The organism is Vibrio sp. 14N.309.X.WAT.E.F5, from assembly GCF_030397615.1.
Classification (GTDB): domain Bacteria; phylum Pseudomonadota; class Gammaproteobacteria; order Enterobacterales; family Vibrionaceae; genus Vibrio; species Vibrio lentus.
Map to the genome: position 1 here is coordinate 331,366 of NZ_JAPNXR010000001.1, position 23,086 is coordinate 354,451.

Below are 23,086 nucleotides of genomic sequence, written 5' to 3' on the forward strand. Positions count from 1 at the left end.
TGTTAGCTAAGATAACGTTCTGTTACAAAACGTAAAATAAAGAAAAGTAATTGATTAGAACAATTAGTAATATCCACTCAATGGGATGAATGGATATCCAACATTTTGGTGAATAGATGAGCTTTTTAGCGATATTTTGCCAATAAATTGAGCATGTCACTTGACGAGTAAATTTCTACATTTTGGAAATTATTTTCGAATAATCGGAACAGCATGGTTTGTGCCACGTCTTTTGACTGAATAGGGCGAAGGTTTTTATATTTACCAATCATAAATGGTGACAACAAAGGGAAGATACTTTGTAGGAGTTTTTCGTCGGCTCGTGGCTGAGCTCTTTCGCCAACAAGAGGGCCAGGACGAGCAATAAATAGCTGTTTGAAGCCGATACGCATCAAATTCTGTTCCATCTGACCTTTGCATTTTAGGTAATGAGAATAGGATGTTGGTGATGCACCATAGCTTGAAACCACAGCAAGTCTTTCTACTCCGATAAACTTCATCGACTGAGCCACTTGGCTGACCAATTCAACATCGACTTTACGCAATGCTTCTTTGGAACCCGCTTTTTTCTTGGTCGTGCCTAGGCAGATGATGCCTAAGTTGGGCGTCGCTTTGGTATCGTCCCAGCTTGTTATTTGTAGATCACCATGAATGAGCGTGTGGAGTTTGCTGGAGTTAAACTGAGAATCAAGTGCTCTTCGGGACAAAGCGTAGATATGCTCGACCGCGGGTTCGTCTATGAGTAAATCCAAAACGTGTGAACCTATCAGGCCTGTTGCTCCTGCAACAATGACCGATGCTTTGTCTCCTGAAATACTCATAGCTATCCTTAACCCTTTGCAAGTGCTTGTTTAATATAAACAGTGTTTGAATTTTAAGCGAATAAAACTTTTGAACAACGAGTGGTCAGTTGCGTGGCTGATAGGTTGATAGGATGGAAGTCTAACAATAAGTTAAAACGGGGCTGGTGGTCTAAAATCTAATGTTCAATATTAATTAGTGTCAGATATAACAAAGCCCGCTGGGCAACGGGCTTGTCATAATCATGTGAAGGATAGTGGGATTTTCTTCACTTTCTTACTTGCTTTTTTACTCGATTTAATTGGTTTCCTTTTGCTTTGGTTTGCGAACATTTCACCTCCTAAATCTTTGTTTTTTACTAATCTACTGTTTGTTACTAAGTGAGGGGAGTCACTTTTTATTACCGTCTTACTGAACTTGCTTTGTTGCTAACTTCTCGATGGAGAGAGACCGACAAGTTGCTTACTTAACTTATCAACGGAGAGGGTTTAATAAGTTGTTTTATATAAAGCATAAACGATGCCAAAATGTAACTTATTGATAAATCTATTATCAGTATTGTTGGTGTTTTAGGGTTCGTCAATTTGAATGTCAATTTGAGAAAAAACCAGTGGGATCTGTTTAAATTAAGAACACTCTCTATGGTTTCTGTTGATTAGGCATAGATACGGCATTGCTTAACACGTAAACTGAGTCGTAATTCACATAGACCAAGGACGTGCTATGAACCTCAAGCTTGATACTCTTGCTCCCACTCAGATTTATCACCTGATGACACAAACCGTTGTTCCTCGCCCTATTGCGTGGGCATTGACGGAATCTTCTGATCAAGAGTACAACTTAGCGCCTTTCTCTTATTTCACGCCTGTTTCCAGCAATCCGCCGCTACTGATGTTATCGGTCGGAAAGAAGCCATCAGGCGAAATCAAAGATACCACCCGCAATGCCCTTGAAACGGGTAAGCTGGTGATTCACATTGCTTCTTCAAGTTCTGCAGAAACAATGACGGCGACAGCAGCCACACTCGATCACGGTGATTCTGAAGTAACCGCTAATAATATTGAGCTGGTTGAATTTGAGGGCTTTTCTTTACCGAGAGTAAAAGAGTGCGCGGTTGCTTTTGGCTGCACCTTGTACGAAGTAAAAGAAGTTGGAGAGGTGCCACAAAGCCTCATCTTTGCTCAAGTCGAAACCGTGTACATCTCCGAAGATGTGATTGATAAAGAGAGTGAGCGTCTTAAGGTTGATGCGCTGGCATTGAACCCTTTGTCTCGACTTGGTGGCGGTGAATACGCGACGCTTTCCAATGTGTTCTCTGTCGCACGCCCTAAGTAGCAGCCCCTAAATCAACGTACCCAGAATAAGCGTTTTTAAAAACTATGTTAGATACCCAATACTCGCAGTCCATTCAACATCGCATTGACCAAAAAACCAAGCCACTCGGTGCGCTTGGCCTACTAGAAAAAGTCGCACATCAACTGGCATTGATTCAGAGCCAAGGCAAAGAAGCTGCGGTTGAACACATCGAATTGAACAAGCCGAGCATCATCATTTTTGCAGGTGATCATGGTATTGCTGATGAAGGCGTGAGTATTGCCCCAAGTGCCGTCACACAGCAGATGGTGTTGAATTTCTTAAGCGGCGGCGCAGCGATTAATTGCTTTTGTGCAGTAAACAACGTCGATATTACAGTCGTGGACACTGGGATTTTGTTGCCTGTTGAATCTGACAGTGACATGTTGATTTCTCAGCGCTTAGGTAAGCGAACCAATAACTTTGCCAACGAAGCGGCAATGAGTTTAGAAACGGTTGAACGTGGGATTGAATTAGGCACAGAGCTTGTATCTAGAACCATTTCGAATGGCACGAATATCATCATGTTTGGTGAAATGGGTATCGGTAATACCAGCAGCGCATCAGCGATTTTAAGTGCATTATCAAATCGGTCTGCAGATGAGTGTGTTGGCCTAGGCACAGGTATCAATAACGAGCAGTTTGTACGTAAAGTGGCTGTGGTTGAGCAAGGTGTAGCTCGCTGCAAAGGCATAGATGCGAAAGAAGTTAAAGATATTAAAGAGGTACTAGCACAAGTCGGCGGCTATGAAATCGTTCAAATGGTCGGTGCTTTCCTTGGCGCTTATCAAAACAAAACCCCTGTATTGGTCGATGGTTTTATCGTGTCAGTTGCGGCTTATGTCGCAACCTTAATTGAACCGAGTTGCCATGACTACATGATCTTCGCTCATCGCTCAGAAGAGTCTGGTCACAAAATTCTATTAGAGCTGCTAGACGCTGAGCCATTGCTCGATCTTGGATTGAGATTGGGCGAGGGCACTGGTGCAGCTCTCGCTATGCCAATTATTCGTGCGGCAGCCGAGTTCTATAACAACATGGCAAGCTTCGAAAGTGCTGGAGTCACGGTTTAATGAGTGATGTGCCAGAAGGATCATTGAAAGGTCGAGTCACTTATCAGTGGGAGCTGTTTACGCTGGCGATGGGCTTCTTTTCTCGTTTACCAATGCCGAAGAACACGCCCTATTCATCAGAGCGAATGAACCGTTCGGGTCGTTATTTCTCTACGGTCGGTTTGTTGCTTGGCGTATTGTGTGGCGGTCTGTTCTTACTGCTCGATGCGGTATTGCCGAGTACGATTGCGATCTTTTTGATGATGAGTTTCAGCTTAATGCTGACGGGTGCTTTCCATGAAGACGGCTTAACCGATATGGCCGATGGCATTGGTGGCGGTATGACATTGGAACGCCGATTAACCATCATGAAAGACAGCCGAATTGGTACTTATGGCGCGTCTGCTCTGGTTATGGCTCTGCTGGGTAAGTGGGTTTTATTGAATGAACTCGTGAGCATGACTGGACTGTTTATGGTTATCGTCGCGAGTTATACCTTTAGCCGTGCGATTGCGGCTTCCCTTATCTACGACATGCCTTATGTCAGCGATTTGGACACCAGTAAAAGTAAGCCATTGGCCAACAAACAAACCAAGGGCGAGCTGGTCTTTCTGCTAATTATTGGTGTGTTGCCAAGCTTGTGGTTTGGCCTTGAGTTCGCTTTGGTTTTATCTGTCGTAGCCTATCTGTTCAGAACAGGTTTCAAAAAGTGGTTAATGGCTCGAATTGGCGGCTTTACTGGTGACTGCTTGGGTGCGGCTCAACAGTTGATGGAGTTGCTGACTTACCTTGTATTCATAACTGCTTTTTACAATGGCTTTCTATAACGGCGTCCTATGACAAACACGAATCAAACTTTTCGAGCTAATCAAATTAATCAAGCAAGTCAGCGAAATAGCCATCTGGTATTGGGCGGAGCTCGTTCTGGTAAGTCTAGTTTTGCAGAGCGACAAGCATTATGTGCGCTTGAAGCATGTTCAAATGGACGCCTCAATTATATTGCGACAGCGACATATCTTGATGATGAAATGCGAGAACGAATCGCGCACCATCAACAACGTCGTGGTGAGCAGTGGATTGAGCATGAAGTGCCCGTCGAGTTAGCCAAAAAACTGCAGTCTTTTGAGAAAGAAGATGTGGTGTTGATTGATTGCCTAACCTTGTGGCTGAACAACATCATCTTTGAACTGGGTGATGACGCAAACAATGAACAGGTTGAAGCCGTGGTTGAGGCTTTAGTGCAAAGCGTTGAGCAAAGCCCTGCGCAAATTATCATGGTGTCTAACGAAGTCGGTTTGGGCGTGGTGCCACTGGGTAAAGTGTCGCGCTTATTTGTCGACAATGCAGGGCGAATGAACCAAGCATTGGCTCGCGTTGTCGAACGAGTTACGTTGATCGCCGCAGGATTGCCACTGCACTTAAAACCATCTAATCAATCGCTTGATACTCAGGGTTAGGTCGCGCACATGGTCAATGGAACAACCAAAAACATCTATTTGCTGAGACATGGCAAGGTTGAAGGTAAAGCGGCACTGAATGGTTTATCTGACGTGTTGGTTAACCCAAATCTTCAACAGCGGATTTGTGATGCGTTGGCTCAGTGCGATGTCGCTTTCGATGGTGTTATTACCTCACCATTAAGACGATGCAGTGACTTGGCAAACCTATATGCACAACGCATGTCGGTGCCTTTGTCTGTTGCACCAGATTTCCAAGAAATGAACTTTGGTGAAGTGGACGGCATCGCATTTGATGAACTTGAAGACAAGTGGGCGATGTTAGACACCTTCTGGCAAGATCCCGCAAACCATCAACTGACTGGCGCGGAAAGTTTACAGAGCTTCCATAACAGAGTAACTCAAGCTTGGTCGCAACTTTTGAATGATCCAAGTGACAATCTATTGCTGGTTACTCATGGTGGCGTAATTCGAATGTTATTAGCGCATTGCCTTGATATTGATTGGAAAAACCCGAGCTTGTACTCGAAGCTGTCGATTGAGAATGCGTCGATAACCCATATTCAAGTCACTCAGTTTGCGCAGAGCTTTATCAGCGTTAAAGCGATAGGGCTACCTGTTCTCTGAGTGTTCAAAAACACAGTTTAAGAACTAACAATCTACTAAAAATATTAGAAGTATTAAAAGTATAAAGCAGCGCTAACAGTCGCTCTACCAGATTGGTATTACTACCTACGTGAAAGGAATTTAGTCATGACAACTCCAAGTTGGGATTTAAGCATTGCTTATCGCGATCTTGATGATGCAAAAATCGAACAAGACATCGAACTGATTCAACAGTGCATTGAACTGTTGTACCTGCATGTTGAAAAGCGTCACATAATTCTGGCAATGCAAAACGCAATCCAGACCTCAGAAGCGGCAGGCACGTTACTCAGCACAATCAATACCTTTGCTAACTGTCACGCATCGGTCGACGCGACACACACAGAAGCAAAAGCACTGCTTGGCCGTGTAGCTAAGCTGAACTCTGAAATGTCTCAAGCATTCAGCCCTTATGAAGACACCTTAATTCACGCAGAACCTGAATTTGTGAATGCCGTATTAGAGCATGATAGTGCCGATGTAGCAGGGCAACGCTTTGTTATTGAAAGCTCACGCAAACTATCGAGCAGCCGCCTTAGTGTTGCTGAAGAGCAGTTATTAGCTGCGATGAAGGTTGATGGGCGTGATGGATGGGGACGTTTGTACGATAACTTAACCGGTTCTTTGAAACTATCGCTAAAGCTAGACGGTGAAGACGAAGCCCTAGGTTTTTCACAAGCAGCGAGCTTGTTGTACGGCAGTGAATTCGACAAACAAGAGCCTGCATGGCGCGCGGTTCAAGGTGCGATGAAAACGCATCAAGAGTCTTTTGCTTCGATCCTAAACGCATTGGCTGGATGGCGACTGACTGAAAACAAAAAACGCTCAAAAATAAGCGACGTACATTTCTTAGATCCAAGCCTACATGGCAGCCGAATTGTTCCAGAAACCCTAGACACTATGATGTCGGTAGCGAAAGCCAATCGAGCAGTAGGCCAAAAGGCGGGTCTGTTGATGGCTAGAGTTCACGGCTTAGATGAAATGAAGCCATGGAACCATTTAGCCGCTATGCCGCCGCTGGGTGACAGTGAGTCTAAGGTTTATCCATTTGATGAAGCGCTCGAAGTGATCAAAACGGCCTTCGCTGAAGTAAACCCAGAGATGGCTGATTTTGTCGCCTTAATGGTTGAGAACGGTTGGATTGATGCCGCGCCTGCCGCCAACAAACGTTTAGGTGCTTACTGCACTAAGTTTGCTGCGACACGCACACCGCTTGTATTCATGACGTGGAGCGGTAGCCGCTCTGACTTAATGACACTGGCACACGAACTGGGCCACGCGTTCCACAACTGGGTAATGAAAGACATGCCATTGTGTCAAACTCGTTACCCAATGACGCTGGCAGAAACCGCTTCTATTTTTGCAGAGAACATCGTTCGTGACCACTTGTTAAAGCAAGCACAAACACGCAATGAGAAACTTGAAATGCTGTGGGAAGAGCTTTCTTCTTCACTCGCTTTGATGGTAAACATTCCAGTACGTTTCGAGTTTGAAAAAGCGTTCTACGAGCAGCGTGAAAAAGGCGAACTGACGGCTAAACAGCTGTGCGACTTGATGGAAACCACTTGGAAAGATTGGTACGGCGATGCAATGACAGAAGCCGACCCTTATTTCTGGGCGAGCAAGTTGCACTTCAGCATCTCTCAAGTGAGCTTCTACAACTATCCATACCTGTTCGGTTACTTGTTCAGTAAAGGCGTTTACGCACAACGTGACGCTAAGGGCGAACAATTCTACGGTGATTATGTCTCATTGCTTCGTGATACAGGCAGCATGATGGCGGAAGAAGTGGTGCAAAAGCATCTCGGAATGGATCTGACTCAAGCTGATTTTTGGCAACAAAGTATCGACATGGTCAAAGTTCAAATCGATGAATTCGAAAGATTGCTGAATCAGGAAGATTAATTGATCTCAATCTGTTCATAGCAGGTCAGAGCTGTGTTAGCTTACGTGGCTCTTATCTTGCTGACATGACTTGAGAAAAGCTGAGACGACCCAAAGTTACTTTAATTAGAGAAAGTTATTTGGAACAGATGTCGGTTAGTGAAGCCAGCAGGTAATATAAAAATATATGGGTAGTATTTGTGATTGATAACGGAGTTTCTGTTGATAAGTGCGATCCTAGCGACACAATTTCTATGTACAATTTATTAACATACGGCCGTGCAATTAAGGAGTAGCGCATGACGAAGACCCTCTTTCGCCAATCATTTCTTTTTGACAGCCTAGATCTTGAGCAAGAAGTGTTTGCAGGACAGACCGTACTGAGTAACGGTGTTGAAATTAAGCTTCATCAACGTGGTGTATTGGAAGTAATTCCCGCGGATTATAATTCTGAAACTAAGAACATCATCTTCTCAACAGGTGTTCATGGTGATGAAACCTCACCGATGGAGCTAGTAGATAAATTAGTTGAGGATATTGAGACAGGCTTCCAAGTAGTAAATGCTCGTTGCCTGTTTATCATCGCTCATCCAGAAGCGACCAATGCGCATACGCGTTTTCTCGATGTGAATATGAATCGTCTGTTTGATGAAAAGCAGCATGAAAGCAATCGAGAAGTGGATATCGCGAAGAACTTGAAGTTCTTGGTTACTGAGTTTTACAAAGAAACGGAACCTGCCACTCGTTGGCATCTAGATCTGCACTGCGCAATCCGTTTATCTAAGCATTACTCGTTCGCAGTGAGCCCTAAGGTTCGCCACGAAGTACGCAACAAGGAGCTTTTCGATTTCATTAACAGTGCCCACGTTGAAGCTGTTTTGCTGTCTAATGCACCAACGAGCACCTTCAGTTGGTACAGCGCTGAAAACTTTGAAGCGCAAGCTCTGACAATGGAATTGGGTCAGGTCGCAAGAATTGGTGAGAACCAACTTGATAAGCTCACTGCTTTTGATTTGGCAATGCGTAACTTGATTGCTGAAGCTGAGCCTGAGCATCTGCCTAAGCGAACCATCATGTATCGTGTGAGCCGCACTATTGTACGCTTGCACGATGACTTTGATTTCATGTTCTCTGATTCTGTAGAGAACTTTACCGCGTTCAAGCACGGTGAAGTATTTGGTCATGATGGCGATAAGCCATTGATGGCGAAGAATGAAAACGAAGCCGTGGTATTCCCAAATCGCAACGTGGCCATTGGTCAACGAGCTGCCTTAATGGTGTGCGAAGTTGAAACACGATTCGACCACGGTCAGCTTGTGTACGATTAATAACTAGCTGGGTTTAAGCGACGGAAACAACCGCTCAACTGGTTGAAATATCAAGGTTCACATTACGGTGTGAGCCTTGAGTTTATTTGGGGATACAGGTAAGGTTACGCGAACAATTTCAAAGTAGCTTGATATGGATTTCCAACAACTTCTTCACCAAAAACAGCGTAAATGGACGCGAGCCATTTATCTGATGGCAGCACTGCTTGTTGCGCTGAGTGCGATTTATCTAATGGTTGGCGATCTTTTCATTTCCCCTCTGGGCACCTTGTCCACGTTAGAACAAAAACTACTGATTGATTTACGCTTACCTCGATTATTGGCGGCTATTGCCATCGGGGCAGGTTTAGCTGTATCTGGCGCAAGCTTACAAGTCTTATTGGGTAACGTATTGGCAGAGCCAGGTGTGCTTGGTATTTCTGGCGGTGCAAGCTTGGCGATGGTGATCGTGCTGTTCTTCTTGCCGTTTGCTCCTACACCAGAACTCTTCATGGTCGCTGCCGTTTTAGGTTCACTCTGTTTTACCGTTATTCTGGTGAGCATGGTCAAAACGATGCGACTGACTACGGCCAAATTATTGTTGGTGGGCGTGGCGCTAGGTATTCTTTCTGGCGCGATGGTTACGTGGGCTTTCTACTTTAGTGATGACCTTAGTCTTCGTTTACTGATGTATTGGCTGATGGGCAGCTTAGGTGGCGTGACTTGGTATCAACACTCGCTCACGTTAGTGATGATCCCCGTGATTATTTGGTTGTGTCTGCAAGGTAGTAAGCTAGATAAGTTAATGATTGGCGAGACACATGCAGCACAGTTAGGCGTGAACGTTCCGAGATTACGTTGGCGTCTAATCTTCGCTGTGTCTATTTTGGTAGGTTGCGCGGTGGCATTGGGCGGCGTGATCAGCTTTGTTGGCTTGGTTGTGCCACACTTATTACGTTTAGCGATTGGTACCGACAACCGATACCTTCTTCCTTTGTCTGCCGTTGCAGGTGCCGCGTTACTGGTGTTTGCTGATATTTGCGCGCGTACATTACTCGATTCTGCAGAATTACCTTTGGGTGTGATGACCACCAGTATCGGTGCGCCTATCTTCATTTGGATGTTAATTAAAAATCATGATTCAAATTAAGAGCCTGAGCGTCGGCGCTCGTTTATTACCACTATCATTTGAGCTCAAGCAAGGGCAGGTGACTCACGTTATCGGCCCCAATGGCAGCGGTAAAAGTACCTTACTCGAAGCGATATCTGGTATTGGTGATGGCTATAAAGGCGATATCAAGCTCAATGGACAAGACTTATCTGTGTTGTCGTTACAAGACTTATCATTACACCGTGCTTATCTGTGTCAAAGCGCAAGGCCAGCCTTCAACTTAGACGTGTTTCAATACCTTGCATTGTCGCTACCAAGCTCCTCACACGGCCTTGATACTGAAATTAACGCAGCCTTGGAAGAGATAAGCCAGATGTTGGACATCACAGACAAACTTCATCGTTCCATTCAAACCTTGTCTGGTGGTGAATGGCAACGCGTTCGTTTGGCGGGAATGTGCCTGCAAATTTGGCCGACGCTTAATCCTTACGCAAAGCTGCTGATCCTCGATGAACCCGCAGCTCCGTTGGATATTGCTCAAGAAGCCTTGTTATACAAGCTCATCGAACGAGTGGCAAAGAAGGGCATTGCGGTTATTATGGCTAACCACGACCTGAACAGAACCCTAAGACACGCAGACCAAGTGTTGCTGCTCGACAAAGGCGTACTTCAAGCATCAGGTAGTGCAGAACAAGTGCTCACCCCTGAACAGCTAGAGTCCGTGTTCAACACTGAAGTCAAAAGCATCTCAGTCGATAATCAAACCTATCTGTTGTTTGGTTGAGCCTTTATCGTTTGGGTAAGACGGTTGAATCTTAGGATTGGAAAACTTCCCAGTTATCGGGCCAACATCATCTCATATTCAACCATCATATCTGGCATCCCTAAACGTTGAACATAGCGCAACGTGCCTGTCGCTGGTTTTACTTCAACATCACCTAAAAACTCTTCCCAGACATGAGCAATGCCTTCGAATTGTGCAGAGTTTACTTCGTTGGTAAATGTCCAATCCGTCCTGACAATGTCGTTAACACTAAAGCCAGCGTCTTCTAAGAATGCCCTCATTTGGCCTAGAATTAATCGTGTTTGAGCAACAGGATCATTAGGGTATTGAGTAATAAAATCCGGGTTACAGTCAGCATGACCTGTGACAAAGAATACTTCGCTGAATTCACTTAGTTTTAGTCCCCAACTAAACGCATTGCTCATATCGGGTAGGTTCTTATTACGAAAAGCTTGTTTAATGGCCATTTTATATCCTCTTTCCTTGATAGTGTTTACAACGAAACTTCCAATACGATTTTGCCACGAGCACGTTTCGACTGACTTAACTCGTGTGCTTGAGCGGCTTTAGATAGTGGGAACACCTTATCGATGTTCACTTTAACTACGCCATCATCAATTAAAGCGGCAATACGTTGTAGATCTCTGGCATTGGGTGAAACCCACCAACGTTGAAAGTTTACGCCTAGTTGCAATGGTAATGCGCTTTCGATGTCATCTAACAGTGAGACTACGTTGCCACCTTTTCGTACCACTTCGAGTGAGCGTTCCACGATGCCATCACCTCCTACAGCGACGAGTACAGCATCTAACTCATCAACCAGATCTTCAAAGCGTTGAGTTTGATAATCAATGAATTGATCGACCCCTAAAGCCGTTAAGTAGGCTTTGTTGCTGGCTGACGCTGTTCCGATAACATAAGCGCCGAGTGATTTCGCTATTTGAACTGCAAAGCTACCAACACCTCCGGATGCATTGTGAATAAGGACACGTTGACCTGCTTTGAGTTGGCAGCCTTCAACAAGTGCTTGCCATGCTGTTGTTGCGGCCAATGGCACAGCCGCAGCAGTCACCATGTCGAGAGACTTAGGCGCACTTGCTACTAAATCACTATCGACAGCAAGGTATTCGGCGTAGGCACCTTGTTCAGAAATGGGCGCATATACATAGACTTGTTCCCCAAGTTTAAGGTTGCTTACATTGTTACCTTTTTCGACAACTTGTCCTGCTGCATCCCAGCCAACAATGAGTGGCATTTCATGTTGACCAGTAGACTCTAAGAATCCCTCTCTTACCATCCAGTCGACAGGGTTTACCCCCGCGCCTTGTACTTTGATCAGCACTTGATTTGGTGTGATGCTGGGCTTGGCTATATCGCCGAAGGTTAAGTTCTGCGCACTCCCATACTCTTCTAAATACACGGCTTTCATCGTATTTCCTTATAAGTGAGTCATCTGATTTGTTTTTCTAACAGCGGTTTAATCTGCTTGTCGAACTCACTTTGCCCAACTTGATACTTATCGTCTAATTGATGATTGGTATAATATGCATTGATTAATATGATGAGTTTGTCGATACTCATGCATCTAACTCCTCGTGTAATTAGGCAAGTAAGATGGCGAATGTCGATCTGAATTTAATGGTTATTTTTGATGCAATCATGCAGGAAAGCTCGATTACTGTGGCTGCAGACCGATTGTCGATGACGCAACCGTCGGTATCGAACGCAGTCTCTCGAATGCGTCACGCTTGGAAAGATCCTTTATTCGTGAAACAAGGAAGAGGGATTCGCCCAACCCCTTACGCCGTCGAGTTGTGGAAAACGATTGGTGAGCCGTTAGAATCAATACGGATTGCAACTGAGCGTGATGAGTTTAATCCTGCGACGTTAAAGCGCACGTTTAGAATCGCGACCACAGATTGGATGGCAGATCTGTTTTGGTTGCCGTTAAAGCAACGAATAGAGTTAGAAGCGCCTGACGTTAATATTCACGCCGTACCTTACAACGTCAATGGAGAAAAGTTATTGCTCAGTGCCGATGTCGATATGGTTTTGGATTATTTCGAAGGCAACTCAGCTCAAGTTCAAACTCAACATCTGTTTGATAATCACTTTGTGTGCACAATGCGTGCCGATCACCCGTTAGCCAGTGAAGAGCTATCGCTAAGTGCGTTTGCTAGTGCTGATCATTTGTTGCTCTCGTTATCAGGTGAAGCGACGGGCGGGGTAGACATGCTACTAGGACAGAAGGGGATGAAGCGGCGCATCGCCATGACGGTGAACCACTGTTACTCCATACCTAAGTTGTTAATCAATACTGACATGATCACGACGATTCCATTACCGATAATATCGGAGAGCGTGAGCAAGGGAGAACTGGTGATTAAGAAAACGCCATTCACCATGCAGCCGGGACCCATTTCGATGTCTTGGCATGTGCGCCATCAACGTGATCAAGGTACGCTATGGTTACGTCAGAAAGTACTTAGTGTTCTGAATCATGGTTTACCTAAAAATTTACTTATTGATCCGTTTCAATGAGAAGCGGTGCAAAGAGTATTTGTCTCGAAACTGCCTTTTTGCATTGTTAATCAGTATATTACTGACGTTATATATTGAGCATCGTCATAAAGAGTGACATTCTAAGTGTTGCTCAAATCTGAACAACATTTGATGTGATATTTGTAAATTGAAAGAGGAACTAGAGTGTTTAGATATATTCAACGACGAAGAATCAAAAAGGTGATTAAGTTACTGTCTGCAAAGATGGTACAGAGTTACGGAAGCCGTGACTTTTTCTCGATCGGTCAAGTCGAAACGAGTTCTCGTGAATTGAGTAAACGCCAACAGCAAATCGCATTGGCTTTATTTGCTGATCCACAAGATTTAGATGTTGAATTGGTTCCCATTATCCAGCTGTTACGTAATGATGTGTCTAATGACTTCTTCGGCGGCGAGAATTACACCGCGCGCGATGTGCTCAATCTTTTGGGTGGCGGCGGCTGGAAGGGCGGTCGTATGGACGATGACATGTCACATCGCTTTGGTATGAACAGCCGTTATTAAGCTTCTGAGGCAATAAACTAGTAAGCAATTTTATTCCTCTCCTGATCTAATCGAACCCGCTATTTATGATGACTCGTCAAAATCGTTATTTTGACGAGAAACTCGACTCTTTCCGTTTTCATCCAATCTTTTCTAAACCAGCCTATGCCTTTTCCATTCAAATAGTTAATGCTCTGTCTCATTAAATTTTGAATAAACCTCATATTTTTCAGATGTATGAACTGGCTTTTTTACCTTATCAGCTTTGCTGAGTATCAATCAGTCTTATTGATTAAATAATCCCGTCTTCATAAACCATGCTCAAATCGACTGATATGCATTCTCTTTATTAATGTTCGAGCTAAATAACTATATTCAAGCCAAGTAACCCGTTAATAGCGAATTGCAATATCAGATCAATCCACAATATTGGATAGGTCGACGGGCCAAATTATTGAGGTCTGTTAATTGGAATAATGAAGTCTTTAAATGGAAATGTTATGAGAATAAGAATACAGAAAACGGCTCTAGCGATTGCGTTGTCTACCGTTTGTGGTGGTGCTATGGCACATGGTTTTGTGTCACTAAATGATGAAGGCAACATAATAAGTCGTGTCGCTCTGTGTCACCTAGAAGATTCTGAAGGTCAGCCTAAGAACATGGACTGCGGCAACATACAGTACGAACCACAAAGTGTGGAAGGTGATGACGGTTTCCCTGAAGGCGGGCCTGATGATGGTTACATTGCTAGTGCTGAGATATCAATTGCAAGAAATCTAGATGAACAAACTTCAGAGCGCTGGCAGAAACGCCCAATAGAAGCGGGTTCCCAAGAGTTTGAGTGGACATTTAAGGCTAACCACGTTGCAGCTGGTTTCAAGTATTACATCACGAAAGATGGATGGGACCAAAACTCACCACTGACACGTGCTGCATTCAACCTTGCACCTTTCTGTGAAGTTGATGGTCATGGAGAGATGACACAAGATACGGCTACTCACACTTGTAACGTACCGGAGAGAGAAGGCTATCATGTGATTCTGGCGGTTTGGGATGTTGGTGATACAGATAAGGCTTTCTATAACGCGATTGATGTTGTGTTTGATGGCGATGACTCTCAATTACCGGGCTGGGGAAATGCAGGCCAGATAATTCCGACCATGAATTTGAAAGAGGGTGATGCGGTATACACACGTGTCTTTGATGGTTCTGGCGAAAACGCTGCACTAAGTACTCGTCTTGAGATTACTGACAGTGAAGCTGGCCAATCAAAGAACTGGTCAAAGGCATTAGCGACCAAAGTTAATCAGGATCATGACGATATTAAATCTGGTGTATGGAGTGAAAGCGGGTTCGATCCAATTTATGGCGTGAACCCGATATACGTCAATAAAGACAGCGGTATCCAGCGCGTAGAAATAGGCTACGATGTTGAAGTACCGGAACCTGACACCTCACTCACAGTTGAAGGGTTAGAGCCTGAATACGTAATTGGTGAAGAAGCAACAGTTCTAGACCTAACACTGCTGGCTGAAGGTGATGCTAAAGCTGAATTGACGGTGTATAACCATGGTCGAGAGTCATTGGCGCACTGGAGTGGTGAAGTAGAAGATGATTCGTCAGAATCGATAGCACTGCCTTTATCCAAATCAGAAGCTGGGCACCACATGTTAGTCGTGATTGTGAAAAACAGTGAAGACAAGTTGGTAGGGCAACAGACGTTGAATTTCCATTTGATTGAAGCCGGCACACCACCCCCTGAACATGATTATGTGTATCCAGAAGGTTTTGGTAGTTACGTTGATGGAGACATCGTCCTATTTGAAGGCGAAGGTATTTATCAATGCTTTGGCTCATGGGCTGAACAGTGTAATGAAGAAGCGTATCTTCCGGGTGTTGCTGAAGATCCTAATTGGGTTGAACAACAATGGAAAAAATTGGATTAAGATTTCATTAGTCGACTAGGCTCGGTTCTCTATTCGATACACAAACTTCCAAGCGGCTTACTCATTAAGCCGCTTTTTTATTCACTTTGAATAATGTTGCGTCAATCAAGACGGAATACTGAGATCCAATAATTCGAAGCAACATCATCTATCTACAACGCTTTTGTTTGAGTTGTGTGACTCTGATTCCTATCAATATAAAACCCGCTGTCATTGATAAAATTGACGTATATATTTTTCGTTGTTCTTCAATAAAAAACTATAAACCTTCGAACTGCAATTTAGGTTGGTAAGTGACCAATTGATGTTGTGTCCAGGGTAAAATAATAGAGAGTGGGAAAGTGAAAACAGCAAATAATAATATTCTAAAAATAGCAGTGGGGATGGCTATGCTATCGAGCGTGCCATCAGTGGCAAACGCTCATGGCTGGTCTGAATTTCCAAGTGCACGTCAGAATACGTGTTACGAGCAGGGCGGAGTTTGGTCAGGTACGCCACCAAATGCGGCGTGTGCTCAAGCAAAAGATATTTCAGGGTCATATCCGTTCGTTCAACGTAATGAATATGCGAAAAACATCCAAGATTTCAACAACATCAATGCTGTAAAGGCTGCGATTCCAGACGGCACTTTGTGTTATGCCAATGATTCGCAAAAGCGTGGTATGGGCGCACCTCATACAGGTTGGACTCGCACCGAGCTAAGCACTGGTACATTTGAATATGTATTCAATGCGACTGCACCACACAACCCGTCATTCTGGGAGTTCTACCTAACGAAACCAAACGCCGACCTGAGCAAAGGCCTAGCGTGGGGTGATTTAGATCTTATCCAAGAAGTTGGGAATGTTCCTGTAAGTGGTGGCAAATACCGTATCAACGTAACGATTCCTTCAGACCGCTCTGGCGACGCAATCTTATACGTACGTTGGCAACGTGACGATGCAGCAGGAGAAGGCTTCTACAACTGTTCAGACATCACAATCGCGGGTGGTACAACTCCTCCACCAGAGCCGGGTCCTGAGCCTGATCTAGTCCGTGGCGACCTGTTTGTTTCTGACCAGTTTGGTACGCCAGAAATTGGTGATACGGTTAAATACGACATCATCAACAAGTACGGTGAAGTAGCGCGTAGCTTCGACATCGTTATCGACGCTTCAAACGTTAACGATTGGGCTCGTTTGTTGGCTTCAGAAATTAACGGCTGGCATGAAGAGTTCAAAGATGGCGCGATCTTCATTGGTGACTGGCACGCTGAAATGCAGCACTACATGTATTTCCAAAACGATCCTTCACGTAACTTCTTCAACTCAAAGGATAGTCGTGCTTCTGGTCAGTTAACGTTGATTGATGGTGGCGACGGTGGTGTTGAGCCATTGAAAGGCGACATCTACGAGCTAGTGAAGAGTGACAACGTAGTGAATGCTGGCGACAAAGTTGTAATTGCAACAAGTGAAGCGGCGACATTAACTCAAACTCAAGGTTCTGCTGTAAGCATCCAAAATAACGGTACTGCGTCAGTTGTCGTAGATACGGCTGGTATTGTAGCTAATGAAACCTTGTCATTCATGGCTAGTTCTATTGAAAGTGACAGTGTTGAAACCTTCACTTTTGAAGTAATTGCCGATGACGGTGGTGTAACACCAGACCCAGATCCAACGCCGGATCCTGATCCGACTCCAGACCCAGACAATGGCACGTGGGACTCATCAGCGACTTACCTTGGTGGCGAAGTCGTGACTTACTCGAACCAGTCATGGAAAGCGCAATGGTGGGTTCAAGGTGGTACAAACCCTAAAGCGACCTACGAAAATGATCAATGGGGCGTGTGGCGTCCAGCTAACTAATCTTAACTATTGTTAGTTAATTAGCTTTAACGTAATAACCAAGACACCATACTTGATTGACGAGTGTGGTGTCTTTTCTTATGGGAGGGATAAACAAGTCGACCGTGAGGGTAATTGGGTTTAGGGTAGGGCTTTGTTATACCTGAATGTCCGAATGCTTCGAATATCCACGGTTTCGTAATCTTTTGAACATTAGATAGAAAAGACTTTTTGATGAAAAAATCTCAGATACTCGCCAATACAATCAAGAATCAGATAGAACAAAACATCTGGCTGAGTGGTGAGAAGATCCCATCAATTAGAGACGCATGTAAGCGCTATAAACTCAGTATCGAGACGGTACTTCAGGCCTATCAACAGCTTGAAGACCAAGGCTATGTGCGCTCAAAGCCTAAATCTGGTTATTTCGTGTTATCGCGTAGAAATGTATTCACCTCAGAACACACGCAACAAAAAGCCATCAAGCCGTATCCCGTTAAAATCAGTGACCTGCTTTACGATGTGCTTCAACGAGCCAAAGACCCTAACATTATTCCACTCAGCTCGGCATTTCCAGATCCTGCTTTGTTTCCGCATCAAGCGTTGTCGCGCAGTCTAGCCAATGCCAGTCGTCAAATGCCCGATAACAGCATGCTTACTAATTTGCCACCGGGCAGTGAAACGTTACGCAGGCAAATCGCTCAGCGCTATCAAGCTGGTGGGCTAAATGTATTGCCCGACGATATAGTGATCACGTCTGGGGCAATGGAAGCACTTAACTTATGCCTGCAATCCTGTACCGAGCCGGGTGACTTAGTCGCGATAGAGTACCCTGCGTTTTACGGTGTGTTACAGACCATTGAAAGGCTAAACCTAACGGCGGTAGAGATCCCGACTGATCCTGAAACTGGTATCGATTTAGATGTATTGGAGTCGGTGTTTGCTTCAATGGACATCAAAGCATGTTGGTTCATGACAGAATCGCAAAACCCTGTTGGCTATTCGATGAGTGATAACAACAAACAGCGACTCGCCGAGTTAGTGAATGACCATCAGATCCCAATGATTGAAGACGATGTGTATCGTGAACTTCATGTCGGCAACCAAAGCTCATTGCCAGCCAAAGCTTATGACACTGGCGAGCAAATCATGCTGTGTGGCTCGTTTTCCAAATCACTGTCGCCCGGCTTTCGAATTGGTTGGGTAGTTGCGAGGAAACAAGCGTTAAAGATTCAGAGGTTGCAGCATCTATCGACACTCTCCAGCAGTATTCCGATTCAGCTTGGCTTGTCTCACTACCTTACGTTTTATAGCTATGACAACCATCTTAAAAAACTTCGCAAGCTTTTGAATGAAAGGAAGAAGGCACATATAGCTCTTTTAGAGTCCAGTTTGCCTAAGAGTGCGCTGATTCATAAAAGCCAAGGTGGTTACTTCCTTTGGATAGAGTTGCCTCATTCTGTTTGTGTAGAGAAGCTTTATGAGCAAGCACTTGAACACAACATCTCTGTTGCGCCGGGAATTATATTCAGCAGCGACAAAAAGTTCTCTCATCATATTCGTCTCAACTGCTCGTACGCTTGTGACGACAAAATAGCAGAAGCCATTCGTACGCTAGGTAGTTTGATTCAGACCATGGAATCATAAGCCTAAGTCGTTAGTCGATCCTCGACTATGTTTACCTAAAATCTAGCTTGTCACTCGTCGTATAATTTAATCTGTTCTGTTTTTTAACAGCTCATCTGTTCTAGTTTGGTTTGTTCGAACTGTGCTGAAATACGCTCCAATTCTTAATATGAAAGCCATCATTATGATGTTTGGAGCTTAAATGTTTGATGTAGTTGAATTGTCGCGTTTACAGTTTGCGCTAACCGCTATGTTTCACTTTCTCTTCGTCCCGTTAACTATTGGTATGTCTTGCTTACTGGCGATCATGGAGTCGATCTATGTGCTTACCGGTAAGCAAATTTATCAGGACATGACTCGCTTTTGGGGCAAACTGTTTGGTATTAACTTCGCTTTAGGTGTCACGACCGGATTAACCATGGAGTTCCAGTTCGGCACCAACTGGTCTTATTATTCTCACTATGTCGGCGACATCTTTGGTGCTCCTCTTGCGATCGAAGCCCTTGTTGCATTCTTCCTAGAATCCACCTTTGTTGGACTGTTCTTCTTCGGTTGGGAAAGGCTGTCCAAACGCCAGCACCTTGTCGTGACTTGGTTGGTGGCGTTGGGCTCTAGCTTCTCTGCATTATGGATTCTAGTTGCTAACGGTTGGATGCAAAACCCGATAGGGTCGGAGTTCAATTACCAAACCATGCGTATGGAAATGACTAGCTTCGCCGAAGTGGTGCTCAACCCAGTAGCTCAAGTTAAGTTCTTGCACTCAGTCGCTTCAGCTTATACCTGCGGTGCGATGTTTATCCTTGGCGTGAGTTCATACTACTTGCTTAAAGGGCGAGACATTGCTTTTGCCAAGCGATCTTTCGCTGTAGCGGCGTCTTTTGGTATCGCATCGATTATCTCCGTAATCGTACTTGGCGATGAATCTGGTTATGAACTGGGTGACGTTCAAAAAGTGAAACTTGCGGCAATTGAAGCGGAATGGCACACAGAACCCGCACCTGCGGCGTTCACCTTGTTCGGGTTACCAAACCAAGAGGAAGGCAAAACTGACTTCGCTGTGAAAATTCCTTATGTGATGGGAATTATTGCAACACGATCTTTGGATGAACAAGTAACTGGTCTTCATGACTTACGCGACCAACACCTTGTCCGCATTCGCAACGGAATCATCGCTTATGAACTGCTAGAGCGTTTGCGATCTGGCGATACCTCACATGAGACGGAACAAGCTTTCGATCAAACCAAGCAAGACCTCGGATATGGCTTATTACTTAAACGATACACAGACACCGTGACCGACGCTACCGAACAGCAAATCCAACAAGCAGCTGATGATTCAATTCCAACTGTGTGGCCTTTGTTCTGGTCATTCAGAATCATGGTGGGTTGTGGCTTCATTATGTTGTTTGTCTTTGGCGCGGCTTTCTTACAAACCTACCGTAAAAACATCACTCAAAAGCCTTGGCTATTGAAAGCGGCACTTTGGTCAATCCCATTACCTTGGGTGGCAATTGAAGCCGGTTGGTTTGTTGCTGAATATGGTCGTCAACCATGGGCGGTGGGTGAAATTCTCCCTGTTTCGGTCGCGGCATCGTTGCAAACTGTTGAGAACCTACTTACGTCTCTCGCACTAATTATCAGCCTCTATACCGTCTTCATCATTGTTGAAAGTTACTTGATGATTACCGTCGCTAAAAAAGGCCCAAGCAGTTTGAAAACGGGGCGTTATCACTATGAACAAATAACAACATCACTTGAAGCCAAATTGGCACAACAAGTTCAACAATAAGGTGACTGACTCATGTTCGAATATGACACATTGCGTTTAATTTGGTGGGTGCTAATCGGTGTGCTGCTGATTGGTTTTATGATCACCGATGGCTTCGATATGGGAGTAGGAGCGTTGTTACCGTTGATCGGTAAAACCAACTCTGAAAGACGAGTGATGATTAACTCCATTGCACCCCATTGGGACGGCAACCAGGTGTGGTTAATTACCGCAGGTGGCGCTTTGTTTGCGGCTTGGCCGTTAGTGTATGCGACATCGTTTTCAAGCTTATATGTTGCTATGTACTTGGCTCTTATCTCATTGTGGCTGCGTCCTCTTGCACTTGAGTACCGAGCCAAGATAGATAAGGACCAATGGCGAAAAGTGTGTGATTTAGCGATTTCGTTTTCAGGCTTCTTTCCGTCGATTTTATTTGGTGTCGCGTTTGGCAACTTGATGCAAGGGCTTCCTTTCTCGCTCAATAGCTTGCTTATGGTTGAGTATCACGGATCGTTTGTTGATTTGCTTAATCCGTTTGCTCTGTTGTGTGGCTTTGTTGGGTTATTGATGGCGTTGTTGCAAGGCAGTGCATGGCTGATGATGAAAACGACAGATGCGCTATACAACAAGGCAAGATTGGTTGTGCAGGCGAGCGCGATGCTTGTAGCTAGCTTGATGGTCATTGGCGGTTTAGCGATATGCCAAATTGATGGTTATTTGATTGTTAGTGAGTTGAACCATAGCGCTGTTTCAAACCCGTTAAACAAACAAGCGATGGCAGAAACTGGTGCTTGGTTAACTAACTTCGAGATGTACCCTTGGATGTGGTTTGCGCCAACTGGCAGTGTGCTTATTCCGCTATTAGCTTTGATAAGCGCAAGGTTGAAATGGGATGCGATAGCTTTTATTAGTTCAAGCCTGACTAATGCTTGCATCATCTTGACGGCTGGTTTTTCGATGTTTCCATTCATTATCCCGTCTAGCGTTAATCCAAGTCATAGCTTAACCCTTTGGGACTCGACATCAAGCGAACTGACCTTGAACATCATGACAGGTGTAGCATTCGTGATGGTGCCAATCATCCTGTGTTACACCGCTTTTAGTTATCGCACGATGTTTGGACGACTCGATAACGAGTATGTCGAACGCAACGGCCATTCACTGTATTAAGGAGTTTCTCATGTGGTATTTTGTTTGGATATTAGGCTTATTCCTAGCCTCTGCATTTGCAGTTTTGAATGTCATTAGCTTAGAGAAAAGTGACTCAGAAACTGAGTTCTGATTGACGTTTTATTCATAAAAAGACCAGAAGCGTGATGCTCTGGTCTTTTTTACGCCTTTAAATCAAGGCTATGCTGCTTTATTAGTTAGTGGCACAAAATGGTAAGACTCGATTCGAGTGAATGACTAGAATTACCTCAAACGAAACAAGTGAGCTAAGACTCAGTTTAGTCACTTTATCTTATTCGAATGGATGCTTTCAAAACTCGAAAGAGGATTAACTTATGTACGAACTAACACTGATTCTAAGCCTAATGATGGGTGGCGCTGACAGCACAGCAGAAATGGAAGTTAACACTCAATTTACGACTCTTGAGCAATGTAATGAAGAAGGCGCAGCGTTAGCTAAGAAGCTCAATGCTACGGATCTTAAAGTCATGCAAGTTCAATGTGAACGTGACTAATCAAGAGAGCTAGTTTAACAATATGGGCACATATCTTTGTGTCCATATCACATCAACATAATAATCTATCCTTTACTCTCTCCATGGGGAATGTTCCGTTAGCCACGACAAGTAAAACCGCACTATTAACACGCCTTCATCAGAATACTACTTACCCCGCTTACTAGTTTTTTAATTTGAAACAATTTCATCTAACCTATTGTTAAATATTTACTATTTGATAGTGTGTCTAGGTGCACATTGAGGATGTGTATCACATTTAGCGAAGAATAATAGTAGGAGTTGCGATGAGTATTATAGTGAGACGGTCTGAACCGTCAGATGCAAAGGGAATAAAAGAAGTTTACGAATGCACTAATGCTTATACCGGTACGCTGCAACTCCCAAATCCATCTCTGGAAAGCTGGCAGAAACGAATCTCAAATATACCTGACAACGTGTACTCGTATGTCGCGATGATCGATGATGAGATTGTTGGTAATTTGGGAATGGAAGTATGTGTAAACCCGAGAAGGCGTCATGTTGCTTCATTCGGTATGGGTGTTAAAGATGATGTATTAGGCAAAGGTGTCGGTAGCCAACTGCTCGCGACCGCGATCGACTTGTGTGATAACTGGATTAACATCAAGCGACTTGAGCTAACGGTATATACCGATAACGAAAGAGCAATCAGCCTGTATAAGAAGTTTGGCTTCGTGATTGAAGGGGAGTCGGCTGGATTTGCCTTTAGAAATGGCGAATACGTGGCGGCTTATCACATGGCTCGACTGGTCTAGTGTTCTGTTTCTATTACACGGCT

22 protein-coding genes are annotated in these 23,086 nt (G+C 44.4%); 19 read left to right on the forward strand and 3 right to left on the reverse strand.

Annotation, left to right across the window (positions count from 1 at the left end):
• Positions 1 to 125 precede the first annotated feature (125 nt).
• A complete protein-coding gene (locus tag OW495_RS01490; RefSeq protein ID WP_102535819.1) occupies positions 126 to 821 on the reverse strand; it encodes an NAD-dependent epimerase/dehydratase family protein in 696 nt (231 codons plus the stop codon).
• 703 nt (positions 822 to 1,524) lie between these two features.
• Here OW495_RS01490 and OW495_RS01495 point away from each other — a divergent pair.
• The 9 genes from OW495_RS01495 to btuD all read left to right on the forward strand — a co-directional run bounded on the left by OW495_RS01495 (position 1,525) and on the right by btuD (position 10,394).
• Positions 1,525 to 2,136, forward strand: a complete 612-nt coding sequence (locus tag OW495_RS01495; protein ID WP_102535818.1) for a flavin reductase family protein — start codon at positions 1,525 to 1,527, stop codon at positions 2,134 to 2,136.
• 44 nt (positions 2,137 to 2,180) lie between these two features.
• Positions 2,181 to 3,227, forward strand: coding sequence for a nicotinate-nucleotide--dimethylbenzimidazole phosphoribosyltransferase (cobT, locus tag OW495_RS01500; RefSeq protein WP_102535817.1), 1,047 nt, complete (start codon positions 2,181 to 2,183; stop codon positions 3,225 to 3,227).
• Positions 3,227 to 4,033, forward strand: a complete 807-nt coding sequence (locus OW495_RS01505; RefSeq protein ID WP_102535816.1) for an adenosylcobinamide-GDP ribazoletransferase — start codon at positions 3,227 to 3,229, stop codon at positions 4,031 to 4,033. The genes cobT and OW495_RS01505 overlap by 1 nt, the downstream gene beginning before the upstream one ends.
• 9 nt (positions 4,034 to 4,042) lie before the next feature.
• Entirely contained in the window at positions 4,043 to 4,663 is a 621-nt protein-coding gene (gene cobU / locus OW495_RS01510) for a bifunctional adenosylcobinamide kinase/adenosylcobinamide-phosphate guanylyltransferase (protein WP_102535815.1), read from the forward strand.
• 9 nt (positions 4,664 to 4,672) lie between these two features.
• Complete coding sequence (cobC, locus tag OW495_RS01515; RefSeq protein WP_102535814.1) at positions 4,673 to 5,290, forward strand: alpha-ribazole phosphatase family protein; 618 nt, start codon at positions 4,673 to 4,675, stop codon at positions 5,288 to 5,290.
• A 126-nt stretch (positions 5,291 to 5,416) separates the two neighbouring features.
• Entirely contained in the window at positions 5,417 to 7,213 is a 1,797-nt protein-coding gene (locus tag OW495_RS01520; RefSeq protein ID WP_102535813.1) for a M3 family oligoendopeptidase, read from the forward strand.
• A 278-nt stretch (positions 7,214 to 7,491) separates the two neighbouring features.
• Positions 7,492 to 8,520 carry a succinylglutamate desuccinylase gene (locus OW495_RS01525; protein WP_102307313.1) on the forward strand — a complete coding sequence of 343 codons (1,029 nt, stop codon included), beginning with the start codon at positions 7,492 to 7,494 and terminating at the stop codon, positions 8,518 to 8,520.
• A 133-nt stretch (positions 8,521 to 8,653) separates the two neighbouring features.
• Entirely contained in the window at positions 8,654 to 9,649 is a 996-nt protein-coding gene (gene btuC, locus OW495_RS01530) for a vitamin B12 ABC transporter permease BtuC (protein ID WP_017104468.1), read from the forward strand.
• On the forward strand, positions 9,636 to 10,394 hold the full coding sequence (gene btuD, locus OW495_RS01535) for a vitamin B12 ABC transporter ATP-binding protein BtuD (RefSeq protein ID WP_102535812.1): 759 nt from the start codon (positions 9,636 to 9,638) through the stop codon (positions 10,392 to 10,394). Before btuC ends, btuD begins: the two co-directional genes overlap by 14 nt.
• 53 nt (positions 10,395 to 10,447) lie before the next feature.
• Here the strand turns inward: btuD and OW495_RS01540 are convergent, their stop codons facing one another.
• Entirely contained in the window at positions 10,448 to 10,861 is a 414-nt protein-coding gene (locus OW495_RS01540) for a RidA family protein (RefSeq protein WP_099166873.1), read from the reverse strand.
• A gap of 26 nt (positions 10,862 to 10,887) precedes the next feature.
• Positions 10,888 to 11,823: an NADP-dependent oxidoreductase gene (locus OW495_RS01545; RefSeq protein WP_102535811.1), complete on the reverse strand. Its 936-nt coding sequence runs from the start codon at positions 11,821 to 11,823 to the stop codon at positions 10,888 to 10,890.
• A 185-nt stretch (positions 11,824 to 12,008) separates the two neighbouring features.
• On the opposite strand from OW495_RS01545, the gene OW495_RS01550 reads away from it, so the two are divergent.
• From OW495_RS01550 to OW495_RS01595, 10 genes are all read left to right on the forward strand, one after another.
• On the forward strand, positions 12,009 to 12,935 hold the full coding sequence (locus tag OW495_RS01550; protein WP_076671719.1) for a LysR family transcriptional regulator: 927 nt from the start codon (positions 12,009 to 12,011) through the stop codon (positions 12,933 to 12,935).
• A 165-nt stretch (positions 12,936 to 13,100) separates the two neighbouring features.
• A complete protein-coding gene (locus OW495_RS01555; RefSeq protein WP_099166875.1) occupies positions 13,101 to 13,460 on the forward strand; it encodes a DUF6559 family protein in 360 nt (119 codons plus the stop codon).
• Between the two features lie 479 nt (positions 13,461 to 13,939).
• Positions 13,940 to 15,385 (forward strand): N-acetylglucosamine-binding protein GbpA, encoded by a 1,446-nt coding sequence (gene gbpA, locus OW495_RS01560; protein WP_099166876.1) that lies wholly within the window; start codon positions 13,940 to 13,942, stop codon positions 15,383 to 15,385.
• A 383-nt stretch (positions 15,386 to 15,768) separates the two neighbouring features.
• The gene (locus OW495_RS01565; protein WP_099166877.1) at positions 15,769 to 17,229 is read left to right on the forward strand and encodes a lytic polysaccharide monooxygenase; all 1,461 of its coding nucleotides are present in this window, start codon (positions 15,769 to 15,771) and stop codon (positions 17,227 to 17,229) included.
• A gap of 213 nt (positions 17,230 to 17,442) precedes the next feature.
• Complete coding sequence (locus tag OW495_RS01570; protein ID WP_170960666.1) at positions 17,443 to 18,855, forward strand: PLP-dependent aminotransferase family protein; 1,413 nt, start codon at positions 17,443 to 17,445, stop codon at positions 18,853 to 18,855.
• 181 nt (positions 18,856 to 19,036) lie between these two features.
• A complete protein-coding gene (locus OW495_RS01575; RefSeq protein ID WP_099166879.1) occupies positions 19,037 to 20,623 on the forward strand; it encodes a cytochrome ubiquinol oxidase subunit I in 1,587 nt (528 codons plus the stop codon).
• Positions 20,624 to 20,635: 12 nt separating this feature from the next.
• Positions 20,636 to 21,772, forward strand: a complete 1,137-nt coding sequence (gene cydB / locus OW495_RS01580; protein WP_099166880.1) for a cytochrome d ubiquinol oxidase subunit II — start codon at positions 20,636 to 20,638, stop codon at positions 21,770 to 21,772.
• Positions 21,773 to 21,782: 10 nt separating this feature from the next.
• Entirely contained in the window at positions 21,783 to 21,884 is a 102-nt protein-coding gene (cydX, locus tag OW495_RS01585) for a cytochrome bd-I oxidase subunit CydX (protein ID WP_004734907.1), read from the forward strand.
• A 223-nt stretch (positions 21,885 to 22,107) separates the two neighbouring features.
• Positions 22,108 to 22,287: a hypothetical protein gene (locus OW495_RS01590; protein ID WP_004734908.1), complete on the forward strand. Its 180-nt coding sequence runs from the start codon at positions 22,108 to 22,110 to the stop codon at positions 22,285 to 22,287.
• A 287-nt stretch (positions 22,288 to 22,574) separates the two neighbouring features.
• Positions 22,575 to 23,063 (forward strand): GNAT family N-acetyltransferase, encoded by a 489-nt coding sequence (locus tag OW495_RS01595; RefSeq protein ID WP_065103620.1) that lies wholly within the window; start codon positions 22,575 to 22,577, stop codon positions 23,061 to 23,063.
• The last annotated feature ends 23 nt before the right edge of the window (positions 23,064 to 23,086 follow it).

Excerpts from the sequence above, each read along its gene's own strand:
- btuD (WP_102535812.1), top strand. The coding sequence starts at position 9,636 with ATGATTCAAATTAAGAGCCTGAGCGTCGGCGCTCGTTTATTACCACTA.
- OW495_RS01550 (WP_076671719.1), top strand. The coding sequence starts at position 12,009 with ATGGCGAATGTCGATCTGAATTTAATGGTTATTTTTGATGCAATCATG.
- OW495_RS01590 (WP_004734908.1), top strand. The coding sequence starts at position 22,108 with ATGTACGAACTAACACTGATTCTAAGCCTAATGATGGGTGGCGCTGAC.
- OW495_RS01595 (WP_065103620.1), top strand. The coding sequence starts at position 22,575 with ATGAGTATTATAGTGAGACGGTCTGAACCGTCAGATGCAAAGGGAATA.
- cobT (WP_102535817.1), top strand. The coding sequence starts at position 2,181 with ATGTTAGATACCCAATACTCGCAGTCCATTCAACATCGCATTGACCAA.
- OW495_RS01545 (WP_102535811.1), bottom strand. The coding sequence starts at position 11,823 with ATGAAAGCCGTGTATTTAGAAGAGTATGGGAGTGCGCAGAACTTAACC.
- OW495_RS01505 (WP_102535816.1), top strand. The coding sequence starts at position 3,227 with ATGAGTGATGTGCCAGAAGGATCATTGAAAGGTCGAGTCACTTATCAG.
- cydX (WP_004734907.1), top strand. The coding sequence starts at position 21,783 with ATGTGGTATTTTGTTTGGATATTAGGCTTATTCCTAGCCTCTGCATTT.
- OW495_RS01570 (WP_170960666.1), top strand. The coding sequence starts at position 17,443 with ATGAAAAAATCTCAGATACTCGCCAATACAATCAAGAATCAGATAGAA.
- gbpA (WP_099166876.1), top strand. The coding sequence starts at position 13,940 with ATGAGAATAAGAATACAGAAAACGGCTCTAGCGATTGCGTTGTCTACC.
- cydB (WP_099166880.1), top strand. The coding sequence starts at position 20,636 with ATGTTCGAATATGACACATTGCGTTTAATTTGGTGGGTGCTAATCGGT.
- OW495_RS01540 (WP_099166873.1), bottom strand. The coding sequence starts at position 10,861 with ATGGCCATTAAACAAGCTTTTCGTAATAAGAACCTACCCGATATGAGC.
- OW495_RS01525 (WP_102307313.1), top strand. The coding sequence starts at position 7,492 with ATGACGAAGACCCTCTTTCGCCAATCATTTCTTTTTGACAGCCTAGAT.
- cobU (WP_102535815.1), top strand. The coding sequence starts at position 4,043 with ATGACAAACACGAATCAAACTTTTCGAGCTAATCAAATTAATCAAGCA.
- OW495_RS01575 (WP_099166879.1), top strand. The coding sequence starts at position 19,037 with ATGTTTGATGTAGTTGAATTGTCGCGTTTACAGTTTGCGCTAACCGCT.
- cobC (WP_102535814.1), top strand. The coding sequence starts at position 4,673 with ATGGTCAATGGAACAACCAAAAACATCTATTTGCTGAGACATGGCAAG.
- OW495_RS01565 (WP_099166877.1), top strand. The coding sequence starts at position 15,769 with ATGGCTATGCTATCGAGCGTGCCATCAGTGGCAAACGCTCATGGCTGG.
- btuC (WP_017104468.1), top strand. The coding sequence starts at position 8,654 with ATGGATTTCCAACAACTTCTTCACCAAAAACAGCGTAAATGGACGCGA.
- OW495_RS01490 (WP_102535819.1), bottom strand. The coding sequence starts at position 821 with ATGAGTATTTCAGGAGACAAAGCATCGGTCATTGTTGCAGGAGCAACA.
- OW495_RS01495 (WP_102535818.1), top strand. The coding sequence starts at position 1,525 with ATGAACCTCAAGCTTGATACTCTTGCTCCCACTCAGATTTATCACCTG.
- OW495_RS01520 (WP_102535813.1), top strand. The coding sequence starts at position 5,417 with ATGACAACTCCAAGTTGGGATTTAAGCATTGCTTATCGCGATCTTGAT.